Here is an 18,645-nt window from a genome sequence, read left to right as displayed (position 1 = left end):
CGATGAATTCCTTATCGGCGCTTTAGGTAGAAAGGGCGGGACGAGAAGTCTCCCACGGTCCGTACTGGCTAGAGTCGGAATCGAGCTTTTAGTCCCGCCCACCCCTTCAAGTCTAAACATACAAGCGGGCTTGCCCGCGAAGGCGTCAGTAGCCACGGCACATCACTCAAGCCCTTACACAGGGTTCGGCGACGGCGGTAATTCCAGATTGTCCAGCACCCGATTCACTGCCAGCTCGCCGAGCATGATCAGTTGCGCAATCCCCACCAGCGTCCTGCGCTGCGAGGCGGGCATGAGGTGGGTGAAGTCATTGACGATGGTTCTGGCGGAAGCCAGGGTTTCGCAGGCATCGACCAGCAGCTCTTCGTTTTTGAAGTCCGCGGTGACGGCGTACATTCTGCGGGTTTTGCGCGGTGGCGGCGTGGAGCCGGGCGGGCAGAGATAGTGATCGAGGGCGCGGTCGGCGGCTTCGTGAAGCTTTCTGGAATCGGCGGATTCGTAGGGCGAGGCGGGGTCGGTTTCGGGTGGATTGGGTGTTGGTTTGATCATGGTGAAGCTCCTTTGGGTGGAGCCGCCAAATCCAGTCGCTAAACAGGAAGGGTGGCGGCTGTACGCAGGTTAGCGAACCGGTCAAAGGCACCCGGCAGACCGCAAGGGTCTCCCGCATACAGCCACCATAACGAAATTGCAGACATACAGATCCGCAACGAAGCCTGGAACGCTGGTGCACCTTTAAATTGAGCCGAGTCGCTAAACCCGATCGCTGATTCGTCAGCGACCGACCCACAATAGAACCCGACCCCAAGGCGCACAAGCCGGCGGATTCTGGCGTAGCTGTAGGCAACGGCGCAAGGATTCGTAGCCTAGAAGGCGTGTCTTGAGGTGTCTTTTAAACGCCGGAGTTTAAAAGGCATTTTGTGCTGACTTCTCGGGCCCCTTCGCGAGCGCGCTCGCTCCCACATTTGGAATGCATTTCCCTGTGGGAGCGAGCTTGCTCGCGAAGGCGGCATCCCGGCCAGCAGAAAAATCACGCTCAAATCCGCTGTTTCCTTGGTAAATAAATTCGTCCCCTTTTCCGTGGTCCCCTTTTCCGTGTTTTTCCGCTCGTCGGAAATCCCTCGTCACCTGTTAGTTCTGACAGTAGACAGGCACCACCCTCAGGCGCCCCATTGGCCTTGTCCTCGTCTCGGTGATGCTCGCGTATTGAGAGCGTCGGGGATGAGTCATCCACTCAGGGCTGAAGGAATCATTATGACGACGCGCTTATACAAACATCTGGACGGGATGGAGCTGACGTTCATTTCGGGGACGCTGGAGCGGGACGTGGCGCAGCGAGCCATTTACTACCAAATGACCTGGGAGTTGGCTCTGGATTTTGCCAAGTTCCAGGCAATGGCTGATCTCTACATTCCAGGTTATTTATCAAAACCGCTCAACGCGATTCGGCCCGAGCTGGCTGGGTCGGCGTATCACTATTCCTACAATTACTTGTTTAGTGCAGCCGGCAGCATCGTCGATAACCAGACGCTGTTGGCGCTGTTCAGCGACCGTGGCTATTACATGGATCAATGGTCGAGTGGGGGAGGCCCGGTGGAGCGTCGTTATGACAAACCGTTCTTCAAGATGGTGGGAGGTAATATTCAGATCACTTCCGGACAATACTTTCGGCTCAGCGCGGGAGATCCGCCAATCGAGATCGGTGATTTGCCGTTCATCTGGATCGAGGGGGCGCTGAACCTGCTGAGGGGCGAGACGAAAGCCTCTGCCGTTGCCCCGGAGACTGTGGTGGTACTCATGCCGGCCGGGGAAACTCTGGTTGATGTGGGCGGACCTCACCCCATCTACAAACGCACACCGTACCTGGACAGGGATGCTCTCGCGTTTGGTCCGATCGTCGCCGATCAAATTCTGGTCGCATGATCATTGAGATCTCACCTCGCCGTATTTTTCTGCCTGAGGCGAGCGGTGCAGTACGCCTCAGATCAACCCCTCTATTTCAATCCCCCGCAAAAGTTGGAAGGCTTCTTGCAGTAGCCGCCGTGCGCCTGCTTCGGGCGTCAAAAGTTTGCTTTAAAGGAACGGGGAAAACCGGTGGATCGCTCTCAGTTAATCAACAGTGCTCGCTCGAACATTGCCGACCTCAGTCGGGGCAATCTGGGTGTGCCGCTGTTGCTGCTGGTCATGCTGGCGATGATGATGTTGCCGGTGCCGCCGTTCCTGCTCGACGTGTTCTTCACCTTCAACATTGCCCTGTCGATCGTCGTCCTGCTGGTCTGCGTGTACGCCTTGCGGCCGCTGGATTTCGCGGTGTTCCCGACGATCCTGCTGGTGGCGACGCTGTTGCGACTGGCGCTGAACGTGGCGTCGACCCGGGTGGTGATGCTCCACGGTCAGGACGGCCACGCCGCCGCCGGTAAGGTGATCCAGGCCTTCGGTGAGGTGGTGATCGGCGGTAACTACGTGGTCGGTATCGTGGTCTTCGCGATCTTGATGATCATCAACTTCGTCGTGGTAACCAAGGGTGCGGGCCGGATCTCCGAGGTGAGCGCGCGCTTCACCCTCGATGCGATGCCCGGCAAGCAAATGGCGATCGACGCCGACCTCAACGCCGGTCTGATCGATCAGGCCCAGGCCAAGGCCCGTCGTCAGGAAGTCGCCCAGGAGGCAGAGTTCTACGGTTCGATGGACGGTGCCAGCAAGTTCGTACGCGGTGACGCCATCGCCGGTCTGCTGATTCTGTTCATCAACCTGATCGGCGGCATGGCCGTCGGTATCTTCCAGCACAACATGACTTTCGCCGACGCGGGCAAGGTTTACGCCTTGCTGACCATCGGTGACGGTTTAGTGGCGCAATTGCCATCACTGTTGTTATCTACAGCTGCGGCGATCATGGTGACCCGTGCTTCCGGCTCGGAAGACATGGGCAAGCAGATCAATCGCCAGATGTTCGCCTCGCCCAAAGCGCTGGCGGTGGCTGCCGGTCTGATGGCGGTCATGGGCCTGGTGCCGGGCATGCCGCACTTCTCGTTCCTGAGCATGGCTGCTTTGGCTGCCGGTGGCGCTTACCTGTTCTGGAAGAAGCAGAACGTGGCCAAGGTCGTTGCGCTGGAAGAGGTCAAGCGTCAACAGGAACTGCTGCCGTCGCCGGCCCGCGCCATGGAAACCAAGGAGCTGGGCTGGGACGACGTGACCCCGATCGATATGATCGGCCTGGAAGTCGGCTACCGCCTGATTCCGCTGGTGGACCGCAACCAGGGCGGGCAATTGCTGGCGCGGATCAAGGGCGTGCGCAAGAAGCTCTCGCAGGATCTGGGCTTCTTGATGCCAACCGTGCACATCCGCGACAACCTCGACCTGGCGCCGAGCGCCTATCGCCTGACCCTGATGGGTGTGATCCTGGCCGAAGCCGAGATCTACCCGGATCGCGAACTGGCGATCAACCCGGGGCAGGTCTACGGCTCGCTCAACGGCATTACCGCCAAAGATCCGGCTTTCGGCCTGGAGGCGGTGTGGATCGAAGTCAGCCAGCGTGCCCAGGCGCAATCGCTCGGTTACACCGTGGTTGATGCCAGCACCGTGGTTGCGACCCACTTGAACCAGATTCTGTACAAGCACTCCAGCGAGCTGATCGGCCACGAAGAAGTGCAGCAATTGATGCAATTGCTGGCCAAGAGCTCGCCGAAACTGGCCGAAGAGCTGGTGCCGGGCGTGGTCACGCTGTCGCAACTGCTCAAGGTGCTGCAGGCGTTGCTGGCCGAACACGTGCCGGTGCGCGATATCCGCAGCATTGCCGAAGCCATCGCCAACAATGCCGCCAAGAGTCAAGATACCGCCGCTTTGGTGGCCGCTGTGCGGGTCGGCGTATCCCGCGCCATCGTCCAAAGCATTGTAGGGACTGAGTCGGAGCTGCCAGTTATCACGCTGGAGCCAAGGTTGGAACAAATATTGCTCAATAGTCTGCAGAAGGCAGGACAAGGCTCGGAAGAGGGCGTTCTGCTGGAGCCGAGCATGGCCGAGAAGCTGCAGCGTTCGCTGATCGAAGCGGCGCAGCGCCAGGAAATGCAAGGTCAGCCGGTGATCCTGTTGGTAGCAGGCCCGGTTCGCGCGATGCTCTCGCGCTTTGGTCGCCTGGCAGTTCCCGGACTGCATGTGCTGGCCTACCAGGAAATTCCGGACAACAAGCAAGTGACCATCGTTGCGACAGTAGGGCCCAACGGCTGAGGTAGTGGTTTATGCAAGTTAAGCGTTTTTTCGCCGCCGATATGCGTCAGGCCATGAAGCTGGTTCGTGATGAGCTGGGCGCTGATGCCGCCATCATTGGCAACCGCCGCATCGCCGGCGGCGTCGAGCTGACGGCGGCGCTCGATTACAAACTGTCGGCGCTGGCCCCGCGTGTTCCGAACATGGAACTCGAGGATGAGCTGCGCAAGACCCAGTCGCGCATCGTTACCGCCCAGGCCGAACTGAGCCTGCGTGGCGAAGCCGACGGCAACACCAATCGCCAGTTGTTCGCCGGGCTGCCGTTAACGGCCGGCCTGCCGCTGACCGCTGCCGAGCCGCTGACCGAACCGACCTACGAAGCTCCGGCCCGCCCGGCACCGGCGCCTGCACCGGTTTCCGCTAGCGTTGACCCGCGTGCTCTGGACTCGATGCGTTTCGAACTCAACAGCCTGCGCGAACTGATGGAAGTGCAACTCGGCACTCTGGCCTGGAACCAGCTGCAAGGCAGCCGTCCGGCTCAGGCCAATCTGTATCGTCGTCTGCAACGCATCGGTTTGTCCGGCCCCTTGTCCCGTGATCTGCTGTCGATGATCACCGAGATCGACGAACCTCGTCAGGCCTGGCGCATGCTGCTGGCGCACCTGGCACGAATGATTGCCGTACCGGAAGTCGAGCCGCTGGAAGAGGGTGGCGTGATTGCCATGGTCGGTCCTGCCGGCATGGGCAAAACCACCACCCTGGCCAAACTGGCCGCCCGCTACGTGCTCAAGTACGGCGCGCAGAACATCGCGCTGGTGAGCATGGACAGTTTCCGTATCGGCGCGCAGGAGCAGCTCAAGACGCTGGGCCGCATCCTCAATGTGTCGGTGACCCACGTCGATCCGGGCCAGTCCCTGGTGCAGGCGCTGGATCCACTGCTGCGCAAACGCGTGGTGCTGATCGATACCGCCGGCCTGCAAGCCAGCGATCCGGCCTTGCGCATGCAGCTGGAAAGTCTGGCCGGTCGTGGCATTCGCTCAAAAAATTATCTGGTGCTGGCAACCACCAGCCAGAAACAGGTTCTAACCGCCGCTTATCACAGTTACAAGCGTTGCGGGCTGGCCGGGTGCATCCTGACTAAACTGGATGAGACGGCAAGCCTTGGCGAAGTGCTGAGCCTGGCGATCAGTCACGAACTACCGGTCGCCTACCTGACCGATGGGCCGCGTATTCCGGATGATCTGCATCTGCCGCGCCGTCATCAACTGGTCAGCCGCGCCGTCAGTGTGCAAATGCAGGAAGAACCCAGCGAAGAAGCCATGGCTGACATGTTCGCTGATATCTACCACAGTCCGACCAAGCAGGTTGGCTGAGGTAATGAACCGTTTTTGTACCTACATCGATGGTCTGCCATGCATTGTTCCGGTTGTGAACGCGCAGCCAGTAATGTGGCCTCCGTCTATGCAAGACAAGGTAAAGAAATAACATGGGCAGCATGCATCCCGTACAGGTGATCGCGGTGACCGGCGGCAAAGGTGGCGTCGGCAAGACTAATGTGTCAGTGAACTTGTCCCTGGCGCTGGCAGAGCTTGGCCGTCGGGTCATGCTGCTGGACGCCGACCTGGGGCTGGCGAACGTCGACGTTCTGCTGGGCCTCACACCCAAACGCACCCTGGCCGACGTGATCGAAGGCCGCTGCGAGCTGCGCGACGTGCTGTTGCAAGGCCCCGGCGGGATCCGCATCGTGCCGGCCGCTTCCGGCACCCAGAGCATGGTTCACCTGAGCCCGGCCCAGCATGCCGGCCTGATTCAGGCGTTCAGCGACATCGGCGACAATCTCGATGTACTGGTGATCGACACCGCTGCGGGTATTGGTGACTCGGTAGTCAGTTTCGTTCGCGCAGCGCAAGAAGTCTTGCTGGTGGTCTGCGACGAGCCGACCTCGATCACCGACGCCTACGCGCTGATCAAGCTGCTCAACCGCGATTACGGCATGAACCGCTTCCGCGTCCTGGCCAACATGGCCCAGAGCCCGCAGGAAGGTCGCAATCTGTTCGCCAAGTTGACCAAGGTCACGGATCGCTTCCTCGACGTCGCCCTACAATACGTCGGCGCGGTGCCCTACGACGAAAGCGTGCGCAAGGCGGTGCAGAAGCAGCGTGCGGTCTATGAAGCCTTCCCGCGTTCCAAGTGCGCACTGGCGTTCAAGGCGATCGCACAGAAGGTCGACACCTGGCCGCTGCCCGCCAACCCGCGTGGCCACCTCGAATTTTTCGTCGAGCGCCTCGTGCAGCAAACGGCAGGACCTGTGCTATGACCGCCAGCGGTATGAACCTTTACAAAAAGTCGGCGCGTGACGCGCAGTACGAGCTGATCGAGCGTTACGCGCCACTGGTCAAACGCATCGCCTACCACTTGCTGGCGCGATTGCCGGCCAGTGTGCAGGTTGAAGACCTGATCCAGGCCGGGATGATCGGCCTGCTCGAAGTCTCGACCAAATACGACGCCAGCAAGGGCGCCAGTTTTGAAACGTACGCGGGCATCCGGATCCGCGGTGCGATGCTCGATGAAGTCCGTAAGGGGGATTGGGCGCCACGCTCGGTTCACCGCAATACCCGTATGGTCAGCGACGCGATTCGCTCGATTGAAGCTAAAACCGGCCGTGACGCTAAAGATCACGAAGTTGCGGCCGAACTCCAATTGAGTCTCGACGATTACTACGGGATTTTGAACGACACCCTGGGCAGCCGGCTGTTCAGTTTCGACGACCTGTTGCAGGACGGCGAACACGAAGGGCTGCACGAGGATGGCGCCAGTGCTCATCTGGAGCCGTCGCGCGATCTGGAAGACGAACGTTTCCAGGCCGCGCTGGCGGACGCGATTGCCAATTTGCCGGAGCGTGAGCGACTGGTGTTGGCGCTGTACTACGACGAAGAGCTGAACCTCAAGGAGATCGGTGAAGTCCTTGGCGTCAGTGAATCGCGGGTCAGCCAGTTACACAGCCAGTGCGCGGCCCGCTTGCGGGGGCGTTTGGGGGAGTGGCGAGCGCGCTGAAGGCAGTGTGGGGACACTGCGAACGAGGCTGGTGCGGTGGTGAACGGCACCGGTCTTGCTCTGTTGTGCTCCAGACAGTCATCGAGTGTTTTGCCGGATTGATTGAAATGGCGCGTCCAGGTGCTGGGCGCGTTTAAGACTGCTTGGAGGTCGAATTGAACAAAGACATGAAAATCCTCATCGTTGATGACTTCTCAACGATGCGGCGGATCATCAAGAACCTGTTGCGTGATCTCGGGTTCACCAACACCGTTGAAGCCGACGATGGCACCACTGCCATTCCGGTGCTCAACAGCGGCAGCATCGACTTTCTGGTGACCGACTGGAACATGCCTGGCATGACCGGTATCGACCTGCTGCGCCACGTCCGTGCCGATGAAAAGCTCAAGCACCTGCCAGTGCTGATGGTGACCGCTGAAGCCAAGCGCGAGCAGATCATCGAAGCGGCCCAGGCCGGCGTTAACGGCTACGTGGTCAAACCTTTCACGGCCCAGGCGTTGAAAGAAAAAATCGAGAAGATTTTCGAACGCATCGGCTGATGAACGCGCGGGGGAGCTATGGAGCATAAAGAATCTTCACAGGGCGACTTCGAGTCGACCCTGAAAAAACACGCGGTCGAACTGGTCGAAAGCCTTGAAAAGGGCAGGTTCGGCGACGCTGTGCAACTGATCCATGAGCTCAATCAGACCCGTGACCGTGGCCTGTACCAGGAAGTGGGCAAGCTCACGCGTGAACTGCACAGTGCGATCGTCAATTTCCAGATCGATCCGCACATGCCGCAGGCTGAGGAAGTGTCGCAAATCACCGACGCTACCGAGCGCCTGGGCTACGTGGTCAAACTGACCGAAGCTGCCGCCAACCGCACCATGGATCTGGTGGAAAGCGCGACCCCTGTGGTCAATGGCCTGGCTGACGAAGCCCAGGCCTTGAGCGCCGATTGGAGCCGCTTCATGCGCCGTGAGGTCGGGGCTGAAGAGTTCCGTGAACTGGCGCGCCGGGTCGACGGTTTTCTGGCACGCAGCAGCGCGGACAACCGCGCGGTGTCGAGCAATCTGAACGACATTCTGCTCGCCCAGGATTACCAGGACCTCACCGGTCAGGTGATCAAGCGCGTGACCCAATTGGTCACCGAAGTCGAAAGCAACCTGCTCAAGCTCGTGCTCATGGCCAGCCAGGTGGACCGCTTTGCGGGCATCGAACATGACCGTGCGGCGATGCTTGCTGAAAAAGATCCACAAAAACATCTCTCGCAGGGTGAAGGTCCGCAGATTCATGCCGATAAACGAGAAGACGTTGTGTCCGGTCAGGACGATGTGGACGATTTGCTATCCAGCCTTGGATTTTGAGTTTTTTTGGGTTTTTAGACCTGTAGGAGCACCCCATTAATGAGCTTCGGCGCCGATGAAGAGATCCTTCAGGATTTCCTGGTTGAGGCCGGCGAGATTCTTGAGCAACTGTCCGAACAACTGGTCGAGCTGGAAAGCCGCCCGGATGACGCAGATCTGCTCAACGCAATTTTTCGCGGTTTCCACACTGTAAAAGGGGGCGCCGGCTTCCTTCAGCTCAACGAGCTGGTGGAGTGCTGTCACATCGCCGAAAACGTGTTCGACATCCTGCGCAAGGGTGAACGACGCGTCGATGCAGAACTGATGGACGTGGTGCTCGAAGCGCTGGACGCGGTGAACAGCATGTTCAGCGAAGTCCGCGATCGCAGCCCGATCACCGCCGCCACCCCGGAACTGCTGGCCGCCCTGGCGCGTCTGGCCGAACCGCAATCGGCGGATGAAGCCCCGGCTTCGCCTGTTGCCGAGATGATCGAAGAACTGGTCGTCGAAGGCGATTCGGGTGACATCACCGATAACGAATTTGAACAGTTGCTGGACTCGCTGAACGCCGTCAAGGCCGAAGCCGAAGCCCCGGCGGCTGCCGCTGCACCTGCTTCCACCGAAGCGGCCAGCGATGAAATCACCGACGCGGAGTTCGAGTCGCTGCTCGACCAGTTGCATGGCAAAGGCCAGTTCGCGGCCGACGCTGTGGCTCCGGCCGCTGCTGCACCGGCTGCTCCGGCGGCGGGCGACAGCTCGGACATCACCGACGACGAATTCGAAGCCTTGCTCGATCAGTTGCACGGCAAGGGCAACTTTGCCGTCGATGCACTGGAATCGGCAATTGCTTCGGTTCCTGCGACGGCTGCTCCGGCAGCGGCTGCGGCCGGTAGCGATCTGATCAGCGATCACGAGTTCGAATCGCTGCTCGACGATCTGCATGGCAAAGGCAAGTTCACTGACGTCGCCACCGGTGCCGTCGTGACGGCCGGCAATGCTTCGGCGGTTGCAGCGCCTGCTGCGAAGGCCCCGGCCGCTGCGGCAAAACCTGCTGCAAAAGCGCCTGAGCCGAAAGCCGAACCTGCCAAACCGGCTGCCGCTGCTGCACCGGCTCCGGCCCGTGCTCCGGCGACTCCGCCACCGGAAAAACCGGCGAGCGAAGCCGAGACCACCGTGCGTGTGGACACAGCGCGTCTCGACGAAATCATGAACATGGTCGGCGAGCTGGTGCTGGTGCGTAACCGTCTGGTGCGCCTGGGCCTGAACAGCGGCGACGAGTCGATGCAGAAGGCCGTGTCGAACCTCGACGTGGTCACCGCCGACTTGCAGACCGCCGTCATGAAGACCCGGATGCAGCCGATCAAGAAAGTCTTCGGCCGCTTCCCGCGTCTGGTTCGCGACCTGGCACGCCAGCTCAAGAAAGAGATCAACCTGGAACTGGTGGGCGAAGAGACCGACCTCGACAAGAACCTCGTCGAGGCACTGGCCGACCCGCTGGTCCACTTGGTGCGCAACGCGGTCGACCACGGCATCGAGTCGCCGGAAGAACGCGAAGCGTCGGGCAAGGCCCGTGGCGGCAAGGTGATTCTGGCGGCCGAGCAGGAAGGCGACCACATCCTGCTGTCGATCTCCGACGACGGCAAAGGCATGGACCCGAACGTCCTGCGCGCCATCGCCGTGAAACGCGGTGTGATGGACAAGGATGCCGCCGATCGCCTGAGCGACACCGAGTGCTACAACCTGATTTTCGCCCCGGGTTTCTCGACCAAGACCGAGATTTCCGACGTGTCCGGCCGCGGTGTCGGCATGGACGTGGTGAAGACCAAGATTTCCCAGCTCAACGGTTCGATCAACATCTACTCGACCAAGGGCCAGGGCTCGAAGATCGTCATCAAGGTGCCGCTGACGCTGGCGATCATGCCGACCCTGATGGTGATGCTCGGCAATCAGGCGTTCGCGTTCCCGCTGGTGAACGTCAACGAAATCTTCCACCTCGACCTGTCGACCACCAACGTGGTGGACGGCCAGGAAGTGGTGATCGTGCGGGACAAGGCGCTGCCATTGTTCTACCTCAAGCGCTGGCTGGTCAGCTCCGCCGCTCACGAAGAGCAGCGCGAAGGCCATGTGGTGATCCTTTCGGTGGGCACCCAGCGGATCGGCTTCGTCGTCGATCAACTGGTCGGCCAGGAAGAAGTGGTCATCAAGCCATTGGGCAAGATGCTCCAGGGAACTCCGGGCATGTCCGGCGCCACCATCACCGGTGACGGCCGCATTGCACTGATTCTCGATGTTCCGAGCATGCTCAAGCGTTACGCCGCACGGCGTATTTGAATCCGGGGCGGCGGGGCGACAACGTCCCGCCGCACCTAATGGAGTGTTTATGGCAGTCAAAGTCCTGGTGGTGGACGATTCGGGTTTTTTCCGCCGCCGCGTCTCGGAAATTCTTTCAGCGGATCCGAGCATCCAGGTTGTCGGCACGGCAACCAACGGTAAAGAGGCGATCGATCAGGCCCTGGCCCTCAAGCCGGACGTGATCACCATGGACTACGAGATGCCGATGATGGATGGCATCACGGCCGTGCGGCACATCATGCAGCGCTGCCCGACACCGGTGTTGATGTTCTCCTCGCTGACGCACGAAGGCGCTCGGGTCACCCTGGATGCGCTGGATGCCGGCGCGGTGGATTTCCTGCCGAAGAATTTCGAAGACATCTCCCGCAATCCGGAGAAGGTCAAGCAACTGCTGTGCGAGAAGGTTCACAGCATCTCGCGCAGTAACCGTCGTTTCAGTGCCTACAGTGCACCGGCACCAGCCGCTGCACCTGCACCTGCGCCGACCCCAGCGCCGGCGCCGTCGAGCTTTGGCAGTCACAGCGCTCCGGCCCGTCCGGCACCTGCGCCTGCACCGACTCGCGCGCCAGCGGCCAGCGCTTCGTCGCCGGCCCCGAAACGCAAAAACTACAAGCTCGTGGCGATTGGTACGTCGACTGGTGGCCCGGTTGCCCTGCAACGGGTTCTGACCCAGTTGCCGGCCAACTTCCCGGCGCCGATCGTGCTGATCCAGCACATGCCGGCGGCCTTCACCAAGGCTTTCGCCGAACGTCTGGACAAGCTGTGCCGCATCAGCGTCAAGGAAGCCGAGGATGGCGACATCCTGCGTCCGGGCCTGGCGCTGCTGGCACCGGGTGGCAAGCAGATGATGATCGACGGCCGTGGCGCGGTGAAAATCCTGCCGGGCGACGAGCGTCTGAACTACAAGCCGTGCGTGGACATCACCTTCGGTTCTGCAGCCAAATCCTACAGTGACAAAGTTCTGGCGGTGGTACTGACCGGCATGGGTGCCGACGGCCGCGAAGGTGCACGCCTGCTCAAGCAGGGGGGCAGCACGGTCTGGGCTCAGGACGAAGCCAGTTGTGTGATCTACGGCATGCCGATGGCCATCGTCAAAGCTGACCTCGCCGACGCGGTGTACAGCCTGGACGATATCGGCAAGCACATCGTCGAGGCATGCGTCTGATGGATGTTCTAAGCCTTATCGGGATCATCATGGCGTTCGTCGCCATCATCGGCGGCAACTACCTGGAAGGTGGTCACCTCGGCGCACTGGCCAACGGCCCGGCAGCGCTGATCGTGCTCGGTGGCACCGTCGGTGCCGCGCTGCTGCAATCGCCGATGAGCGCGTTCAAGCGCGCCATGCAGATTCTGGCCTGGATCTTTTTCCCGCCGCGTGTGGACCTGGCCGGCGGCATCGACCGCGTGGTCAACTGGAGCCTCACCGCCCGCAAGGAAGGCCTGCTGGGCCTGGAAGGCGTGGCGGATGCCGAGCCTGACGCCTACTCGCGCAAGGGCCTGCAACTGCTGGTCGACGGCGCCGAGCCGGAAGCGATCCGCAGCATCCTCGAAGTGGATTTCTACACTCAGGAAGCCCGCGACATCGAGGCCGCCAAAGTGTTTGAAAGCATGGGCGGCTACGCGCCGACCATCGGCATCATCGGTGCGGTGATGGGCCTGATCCACGTGATGGGCAACCTGGCCGATCCGTCGCAACTGGGCAACGGTATTGCGGTCGCGTTCGTCGCCACCATCTACGGTGTGGCCAGTGCCAACCTGATCCTGTTGCCGGTTGCAGCCAAGCTCAAGTCAATCGCGTTGCGACAGTCGCGTTATCGCGAAATGTTGTTGGAAGGTATTTTGTCGATCGCTGAAGGTGAAAACCCACGCTCCATCGAGTTGAAGCTTCAGGGCTTCATGGATTAAGGGACTAACCTCATGGCACGTCGTCGCCAGCATGAAGAGCACGTAAACCATGAACGTTGGCTGGTTTCCTACGCCGACTTCATTACCTTGCTCTTTGCCTTTTTCGTGGTGATGTACTCCATCTCGTCGATCAACGAAGGCAAGTACAAGATCATCTCCGAAGCGCTGATCGGGGTCTTCACCGACTCCGACCGCGCGCTCAAGCCGATCCCGATCGGTGAAGAACGACCGAAGACCGTGACCCCGGCCAAGCCGCTGGTCAAGGACGCCGAACAGGTCGACGCCGGCATCGCCGGGGCCAGCGATCCGCTGAAAAGCATCGCCGATGACATCAGCGCCGCGTTCGGCGACCTGATCTCCTCGAACCAGATGACCGTGCGCGGCAACGAGCTGTGGGTCGAGATCGAACTCAACTCGAGCCTGTTGTTCGGCAGCGGTGATGCGATGCCGAGCGACATCGCGTTCAACATCATCGACAAGGTCGCAGCGATCCTCAAACCGTTCGACAACCCGATCCACGTCGAAGGCTTCACCGACGATCAACCGATCCGCACCGCGCAGTACCCGACCAACTGGGAGCTGTCCTCGGCGCGTTCGGCGAGCATCGTGCGCATGCTGGCGATGCAGGGCGTAAACCCTGGCCGGATGGCTTCGGTGGGCTACGGCGAATTCCAGCCGGTGGCCAACAACGCCACCGCCGAAGGTCGGGCGAAGAACCGTCGTGTGGTGCTGGTGGTGTCGCGCAATCTTGATGTGCGCCGCAGCCTGACCGGCACCGGAACCGCCCATGCGCAACCGGATGCCGCGTTGAAGCGTGCTGGCACACAAACTGCACCGACCCCGGTCAAGACGCCGGGACGCGAGAGTGCCGTCAATTCTCCGTCGCCCGCATTAATACGCTGAACCATGTCTCGGCCGAGTATCCCGGCCGGGAGGAACGATCTGAATGAGAGTCTGGGCAGTCGCCAATCAAAAGGGTGGTGTTGGTAAAACCACTTCTTCCATCGCTTTAGCCGGTTTGCTGGCAGAGGCGGGCAAGCGCGTGGTCGTGGTCGATCTCGACCCGCACGGCTCGATGACCAGCTATTTCGGTTACGACCCCGACAGCCTGGAACACAGCAACTACGACCTGTTTCTGCACAAGGGCAGCGTGCCGCAAGGCCTGCCGGGCCAACTGCTGTTGTCGACCAGCGACGAACGCATTTCCCTGTTGCCGTCGAGCACTGCGCTGGCCACCCTCGAGCGCCAGTCGCCGGGGCAAAGTGGGCTGGGCCTGGTGATCGCCAAGAGTCTGGCGCAGCTGTGGCAGGACTTCGATTACGCGATCATCGACAGCCCGCCGTTGCTCGGCGTGCTGATGGTCAACGCCCTGGCAGCCAGTCAACAACTGGTGATCCCGGTGCAGACCGAGCACCTGGCCGTCAAAGGCCTGGAGCGTATGGTCAACACCCTCGCGATGATCAACCGCTCGCGCAAACAGGCGCTGCCGTTCAGCATCGTGCCGACCCTGTTCGACCGCCGCACTCAGGCGTCGATGGGCACCTTGCGCGTGCTGCGCGACAAATTCCCCGACGAGATCTGGCAGGGTTACATCCCGGTCGATACCCGTCTGCGCGACGCCAGTCGTGCCGGTGTCACCCCTTCGCAATTCGACGGCAAGAGCCGTGGCGTGCTGGCTTACCGCGCGCTGCTCAAGCATCTGCTGGCGCAGCAACTCGTTCCGCAGGTGGCTTGAGCATGAATCGGCCGATCAAGCTGACGTCGAAGCCGCAACTGGCGCTGCAGTCCTATCTGGACGGCTTGCTGCAGGAAGTGACGGACGAGGTCGAGCAGGAAATTGTAGCTCCGGTCGAGGTGGTCGAGACCGCTGCGGCACTCGATGAATTCCAGGCTGCCGTGCTTGAAGAGCAGGCCCGGGATGCGCAAAAAGCCGCCCGGCCGGTCGCCCCGGTTGCAGCGCCTGCCGCTGTGGTAGCGAAGGCACCTGCGACGTTTATCAAAGAGCCTGAGCCGGTGCGCGTGGTCTCGACCCTGGCACCGCTGCTGCAAACCCAACTTCTGCAAACGCCTCCGGTTCCGGTAGTTCCAGAGCCAGAACCTGAAGCACCTGCGCCAGCTCCGGTCGAACCGACCCTGGTTGCTCCGCTGGTCGAAGTGCATCTGCCGCCCAGCAACACGCCGCCACCGGTGGAAACCGACGGCCGTCCAGCCTGGGCTTCGGAAGCGTTCGAATGCCTGTTGTTCGACGTGGCCGGGCTGACGCTGGCGGTGCCGCTGGTGTGCCTGGGCTCGATCTATTCGCTGGCCGGCCATGAGCTGACGCCGCTGTTCGGTCAGCCGGAATGGTTCCTCGGGATTCTGCCGAGCCAGGCCGGCAACCTGAAGGTGCTGGACACCGCACGCTGGGTCATGCCGGATCGCTACCGCGATGACTTCCGTCAGGGCCTGCAATACGTGATTTCGGTGCAGGGTTACGAGTGGGGCCTGGCGGTGCATCAGGTCAGTCGCTCGTTGCGCCTGGACCCGAATGAAATCAAATGGAGAAGTCACCGGGGGCAGCGGCCATGGCTCGCCGGCACGGTGATTGAACACATGTGCGCCTTGCTTGATGTTTCCGCTCTGGCCGAGTTGATCGCCAGCGGTGGGGCAAAGCACATGTCCGGCAGTAAGCCGAACCACAAACCGACATAACACTTACATAACAGACATGTACCGGCATTCACCGCCGGCACACGAGACACACACCGCCATTGCGGTATTTCGAGGGGCTAGGGTATGAACGACAAGGCTACGGCGGCAAAGGGTTCCGAAGATCCGATCCTGCAATGGGTGACCTTCAAGCTGGACAACGAAACCTACGGCATCAACGTGATGCGCGTTCAGGAAGTCCTGCGCTACACCGAGATCGCTCCGGTTCCGGGTGCGCCAAGCTACGTGCTGGGCATCATCAACCTGCGCGGCAACGTGGTGACCGTGATCGATACCCGTCAGCGCTTCGGCCTGATGAGCGGTGAGATCAGCGACAACACCCGTATCGTCATCATCGAAGCCGACAAGCAAGTCGTGGGCATCATGGTCGACAGCGTGGCTGAAGTGGTTTATCTGCGTCAGTCGGAAATCGAGACCGCACCGAACGTCGGTAACGAAGAGTCGGCCAAGTTCATCCAGGGCGTGTGCAACAAGAACAACGAGTTGCTGATCCTGGTCGAGCTGGACAAGATGATGAGCGAAGAAGAATGGTCGGAACTGGAGAACATCTGATTGATTCTCGAGGTAGCGGTCATTGTCCTGTTCCTGTTCTGGGCAGGCACGCTGGCGATGTTTCTGGCGTACATCAAGGCGCAGCGCGTAATCGCTGCGCAACAGGCCCAGGGCGATGCGCTGCGTGATCAGCGCATCAAGGACCTGGCCAAGCGTGTCGACGATTACCAGAACGGCAACGTGCGCATGGGCGAAGCCCTGCACGAGCTGCGCTCGGTGGTCGGTCCGATCCCGGACAAACTCGCCCAGCTCGAACAGCGCGATCCTTCCAGCCTGTCATTCGCCCAGGCGGCGAAACTGGTGGGGATGGGCGCGAGCGTCGATGAGCTGACCCAGTCCTGCGGGTTGACCCAGGCTGAGGCGGAGTTGATGCGCAAGTTGCACAAGAACTAGTTGTCACACCGGGATCGTTCCCACGTCGAGGCGTCGAACCGTCTGCGTGGGAATGCATCTTGGGACGCTCCGCGTTCCGCGTGTGATGGGTGACGCAGAGCGTCACGGGCGGGTGTTCCCACGCAGAGCGTGGGAACAATCAGCGAAAAAAAACGCAGTCATCGATGACTGCGTTTTTTTTTGCCTTCAGTAATCGTCGCCGCGTTCGGTGACGTCCTTCTCGACCATCGGTGCATCCGGGTTGTGTCCCGCCGGGAACTTGCCCTTGAGGTTCCAGGCAAACGCGATGATCTCGGAGATCGTGCGGTACAGCTCTTCGGGGATGCTGTCGCCCAGTTCCATCCGCGCCAGCAACTTCACCAGCTCGGCGTTCTCGTAGATCGGCACCTCACAGTCGCGGGCGATCCGCAGGATTTCTTCGGCCAGTTCTTCGTCGCCCTTGGCGGTGAGGGTCGGGGCGTGGCTGCCGTCGTATTTGAGGGCGATGGCCTGGCGTGAAGCGGTGGTGTCATTCATGCGGTTTCGTCGACCCAGCGGTGTTCGAGGCGGGTTTGGATGCCTTGCGGCGGGGTGCCGAGGTGGCAGTCGAGGTCGCCGACGTTCAGCCCGGAATCCAGCAGGCGCTGACGCAGTGCGGTCAGGTTGCTTTCGATCAGGCTCGCGGTGTACGGCCGCTCGGCCCACAACTGGCTGGACAGGCTGCCGCTGATCAATTGCGCCTGAATCTGCATCGGCCCCAGCGGTTCCATGTCGAACGCCAGATCGACGCGCCACAGTTGTTGTTTCGGTTCGCGCTCATCGCGGCGCTGCTCGTTCGCTTCCTGTTTCTCCGGCGCTTCTTCGCGCTGGAACTTGACCTGCAACGGCACGATGTCCTGCATATTGCGCATCGGGATTTCCAGTTGCCAGGTGCTGAGCAGGCGGCCGTCGTCGGTCACGCCGGTCTGTTCCAGACTCGACAGCTGATGACTTTGCAGACGCGACACGGCAGCTGCGGCGAGGCGCAGCAAATGTTCCAGATCGCCTTCACCTTCCAGACTTTGCAGCAGCCGGTCGGGCAGCGGGAAACTGCTCGGCACCGGTTTCGCGCTGACCTGACCGAGCATGCCGAGGGCGTTGCGCACAAAGCTCGGCAATGCCTGGGCCAGCGTGTTGGCGGCGATAATTGCGTTCAGGTTGGTGTTGCCGGGCAGGCCGGGAGTGATTTGGGCGATCAGCTTGAGCAGATCGGCTTTCATGTCCGGGGCCAGCGTCGGGGTCTGCCCGGTCAGCAGTTTGGTTTCGAGGAACACGCCGCTGTTGGCCAGCGCCTGGGCCAGACCTTTTGGAGTGCTGAGTTGTTGCACGTCCGGCAGGTTGGCGAGCAGTTTGTCCACGGCGGCGCGCAAATCCTGGGACGTCTGATCGGTGGCGGGGGGCAGGCTCTGGAGCATTTTCAGCAAGCCGTCGAGCGAGCCCTGACGGCTTTGCTGACTGACCAGTTGCTGGCTGACCGCCAGTTGTTCCTGGCGATTACTCAGCGGCAGGAACTTCAGGGTCTGCGAGTCCTGCACCAGCGCCGACAGCAAGGTGCCGATACGCAACGGTTGCGGGCTGTCGATGCTCAGGGTGCTGCCGCTCAGTGCGGTGTTGAGCAGGCTGACCATCGAGCGGTACACCGTCGGTTGGCCCGGTACCTGCGGCAAGACCTGAGCCGTCAGCACCTTGCCTTGCAGCAGCGTGCCGACCGGCAGTTGCGCGGTGTCGATGCGGGTGAGGGTGGCGACGCTGCTGGCGATGGCCTGTTGCACGGTGATCGCCAGATTGCCCGCCGACGGCTGGGTGATCGCCAGGCTGGTGCCTTGAGGCAGCGGCAGATTGCTGGTCGCCTGCACGGTGGTCTGACGGCCGCTGTCCAGCGTCACCTTGAGCAGTAACTGAAAGGTCTGATCCGCCTGCTTGAGCGACAACACCTCGGCCTTGGCACTCTGGCCGGCGGCAATCAGCCCGTCGACCGGCGTCAGCAACTTCAGCAGCTCACCCACCTGCGGGCGAACGGTCGCCGGGGTGGTGGGCGGGAGCGGGAGGATGTTCATTTCGCCTGTCATACGCGGACACAACCTGAGGAAAATGCACTCTGGAGAGAGGATGGCGACATGTATAATGCCGCCCGTCG

General features: G+C 61.2%; 18 protein-coding genes. 15 read left to right on the top strand and 3 right to left on the bottom strand.

Features of this window, described 5'->3' with window-relative positions:
- Positions 1–174 precede the first annotated feature (174 nt).
- The gene (locus K5E37_RS14790) at positions 175–549 is read right to left on the bottom strand and encodes a DUF6124 family protein (RefSeq protein ID WP_007951954.1); all 375 of its coding nucleotides are present in this window, start codon (positions 547–549) and stop codon (positions 175–177) included.
- A 702-nt stretch (positions 550–1,251) separates the two neighbouring features.
- Here K5E37_RS14790 and K5E37_RS14785 point away from each other — a divergent pair.
- The 15 genes from K5E37_RS14785 to K5E37_RS14715 all read left to right on the top strand — a co-directional run bounded on the left by K5E37_RS14785 (position 1,252) and on the right by K5E37_RS14715 (position 16,490).
- On the top strand, positions 1,252–1,920 hold the full coding sequence (locus K5E37_RS14785) for a hypothetical protein (RefSeq protein WP_085605799.1): 669 nt from the start codon (positions 1,252–1,254) through the stop codon (positions 1,918–1,920).
- Between the two features lie 171 nt (positions 1,921–2,091).
- Positions 2,092–4,221: a flagellar biosynthesis protein FlhA gene (flhA, locus tag K5E37_RS14780; protein WP_007951956.1), complete on the top strand. Its 2,130-nt coding sequence runs from the start codon at positions 2,092–2,094 to the stop codon at positions 4,219–4,221.
- An 11-nt stretch (positions 4,222–4,232) separates the two neighbouring features.
- A complete protein-coding gene (flhF, locus tag K5E37_RS14775; RefSeq protein WP_221534230.1) occupies positions 4,233–5,573 on the top strand; it encodes a flagellar biosynthesis protein FlhF in 1,341 nt (446 codons plus the stop codon).
- A gap of 113 nt (positions 5,574–5,686) precedes the next feature.
- Positions 5,687–6,517, top strand: coding sequence for a flagellar synthesis regulator FleN (gene fleN / locus K5E37_RS14770; protein WP_003222917.1), 831 nt, complete (start codon positions 5,687–5,689; stop codon positions 6,515–6,517).
- Entirely contained in the window at positions 6,514–7,254 is a 741-nt protein-coding gene (gene fliA, locus K5E37_RS14765) for an RNA polymerase sigma factor FliA (RefSeq protein ID WP_007951959.1), read from the top strand. Before fleN ends, fliA begins: the two co-directional genes overlap by 4 nt.
- 167 nt (positions 7,255–7,421) lie before the next feature.
- Positions 7,422–7,793, top strand: coding sequence for a chemotaxis response regulator CheY (locus K5E37_RS14760; protein WP_003183998.1), 372 nt, complete (start codon positions 7,422–7,424; stop codon positions 7,791–7,793).
- A gap of 18 nt (positions 7,794–7,811) precedes the next feature.
- Complete coding sequence (locus K5E37_RS14755) at positions 7,812–8,600, top strand: protein phosphatase CheZ (RefSeq protein ID WP_221534229.1); 789 nt, start codon at positions 7,812–7,814, stop codon at positions 8,598–8,600.
- A 39-nt stretch (positions 8,601–8,639) separates the two neighbouring features.
- Positions 8,640–10,910 carry a chemotaxis protein CheA gene (locus K5E37_RS14750; protein WP_085605806.1) on the top strand — a complete coding sequence of 757 codons (2,271 nt, stop codon included), beginning with the start codon at positions 8,640–8,642 and terminating at the stop codon, positions 10,908–10,910.
- A 49-nt stretch (positions 10,911–10,959) separates the two neighbouring features.
- Complete coding sequence (locus tag K5E37_RS14745) at positions 10,960–12,096, top strand: chemotaxis response regulator protein-glutamate methylesterase (protein ID WP_221534227.1); 1,137 nt, start codon at positions 10,960–10,962, stop codon at positions 12,094–12,096.
- Complete coding sequence (locus tag K5E37_RS14740; protein ID WP_085605871.1) at positions 12,096–12,836, top strand: flagellar motor protein; 741 nt, start codon at positions 12,096–12,098, stop codon at positions 12,834–12,836. Before K5E37_RS14745 ends, K5E37_RS14740 begins: the two co-directional genes overlap by 1 nt.
- 12 nt (positions 12,837–12,848) lie before the next feature.
- Positions 12,849–13,739 (top strand): flagellar motor protein MotD, encoded by an 891-nt coding sequence (gene motD / locus K5E37_RS14735; RefSeq protein WP_007959218.1) that lies wholly within the window; start codon positions 12,849–12,851, stop codon positions 13,737–13,739.
- Positions 13,740–13,782: 43 nt separating this feature from the next.
- Complete coding sequence (locus K5E37_RS14730) at positions 13,783–14,571, top strand: ParA family protein (protein ID WP_007959220.1); 789 nt, start codon at positions 13,783–13,785, stop codon at positions 14,569–14,571.
- A gap of 2 nt (positions 14,572–14,573) precedes the next feature.
- Positions 14,574–15,527 (top strand): CheW domain-containing protein, encoded by a 954-nt coding sequence (locus K5E37_RS14725; protein ID WP_221534225.1) that lies wholly within the window; start codon positions 14,574–14,576, stop codon positions 15,525–15,527.
- An 84-nt stretch (positions 15,528–15,611) separates the two neighbouring features.
- Entirely contained in the window at positions 15,612–16,097 is a 486-nt protein-coding gene (locus K5E37_RS14720; RefSeq protein WP_007959223.1) for a chemotaxis protein CheW, read from the top strand.
- Positions 16,098–16,490 carry a DUF2802 domain-containing protein gene (locus K5E37_RS14715; protein WP_085605812.1) on the top strand — a complete coding sequence of 131 codons (393 nt, stop codon included), beginning with the start codon at positions 16,098–16,100 and terminating at the stop codon, positions 16,488–16,490.
- Positions 16,491–16,676: 186 nt separating this feature from the next.
- Here the strand turns inward: K5E37_RS14715 and K5E37_RS14710 are convergent, their stop codons facing one another.
- Positions 16,677–17,006 (bottom strand): EscU/YscU/HrcU family type III secretion system export apparatus switch protein, encoded by a 330-nt coding sequence (locus K5E37_RS14710; RefSeq protein WP_221534224.1) that lies wholly within the window; start codon positions 17,004–17,006, stop codon positions 16,677–16,679.
- Complete coding sequence (locus K5E37_RS14705; RefSeq protein ID WP_221534223.1) at positions 17,003–18,577, bottom strand: flagellar hook-length control protein FliK; 1,575 nt, start codon at positions 18,575–18,577, stop codon at positions 17,003–17,005. Before K5E37_RS14705 ends, K5E37_RS14710 begins: the two co-directional genes overlap by 4 nt.
- Positions 18,578–18,645 lie beyond the last annotated feature (68 nt).

The organism is Pseudomonas sp. RIT778 (assembly GCF_019718735.1).
Lineage (GTDB): Bacteria > Pseudomonadota > Gammaproteobacteria > Pseudomonadales > Pseudomonadaceae > Aquipseudomonas > Aquipseudomonas aphyarum.
This window is presented reverse-complemented; position numbering and strand designations above follow the sequence as displayed.

Coding starts and splice junctions, on each gene's coding strand:
- K5E37_RS14790 (WP_007951954.1), bottom strand. CDS start 549: ATGATCAAACCAACACCCAATCCACCCGAAACCGACCCCGCCTCGCCC.
- K5E37_RS14785 (WP_085605799.1), top strand. CDS start 1,252: ATGACGACGCGCTTATACAAACATCTGGACGGGATGGAGCTGACGTTC.
- flhF (WP_221534230.1), top strand. CDS start 4,233: ATGCAAGTTAAGCGTTTTTTCGCCGCCGATATGCGTCAGGCCATGAAG.
- fleN (WP_003222917.1), top strand. CDS start 5,687: ATGGGCAGCATGCATCCCGTACAGGTGATCGCGGTGACCGGCGGCAAA.
- fliA (WP_007951959.1), top strand. CDS start 6,514: ATGACCGCCAGCGGTATGAACCTTTACAAAAAGTCGGCGCGTGACGCG.
- K5E37_RS14760 (WP_003183998.1), top strand. CDS start 7,422: ATGAAAATCCTCATCGTTGATGACTTCTCAACGATGCGGCGGATCATC.
- K5E37_RS14755 (WP_221534229.1), top strand. CDS start 7,812: ATGGAGCATAAAGAATCTTCACAGGGCGACTTCGAGTCGACCCTGAAA.
- K5E37_RS14750 (WP_085605806.1), top strand. CDS start 8,640: ATGAGCTTCGGCGCCGATGAAGAGATCCTTCAGGATTTCCTGGTTGAG.
- K5E37_RS14745 (WP_221534227.1), top strand. CDS start 10,960: ATGGCAGTCAAAGTCCTGGTGGTGGACGATTCGGGTTTTTTCCGCCGC.
- K5E37_RS14740 (WP_085605871.1), top strand. CDS start 12,096: ATGGATGTTCTAAGCCTTATCGGGATCATCATGGCGTTCGTCGCCATC.
- motD (WP_007959218.1), top strand. CDS start 12,849: ATGGCACGTCGTCGCCAGCATGAAGAGCACGTAAACCATGAACGTTGG.
- K5E37_RS14730 (WP_007959220.1), top strand. CDS start 13,783: ATGAGAGTCTGGGCAGTCGCCAATCAAAAGGGTGGTGTTGGTAAAACC.
- K5E37_RS14725 (WP_221534225.1), top strand. CDS start 14,574: ATGAATCGGCCGATCAAGCTGACGTCGAAGCCGCAACTGGCGCTGCAG.
- K5E37_RS14720 (WP_007959223.1), top strand. CDS start 15,612: ATGAACGACAAGGCTACGGCGGCAAAGGGTTCCGAAGATCCGATCCTG.
- K5E37_RS14710 (WP_221534224.1), bottom strand. CDS start 17,006: ATGAATGACACCACCGCTTCACGCCAGGCCATCGCCCTCAAATACGAC.
- K5E37_RS14705 (WP_221534223.1), bottom strand. CDS start 18,577: ATGACAGGCGAAATGAACATCCTCCCGCTCCCGCCCACCACCCCGGCG.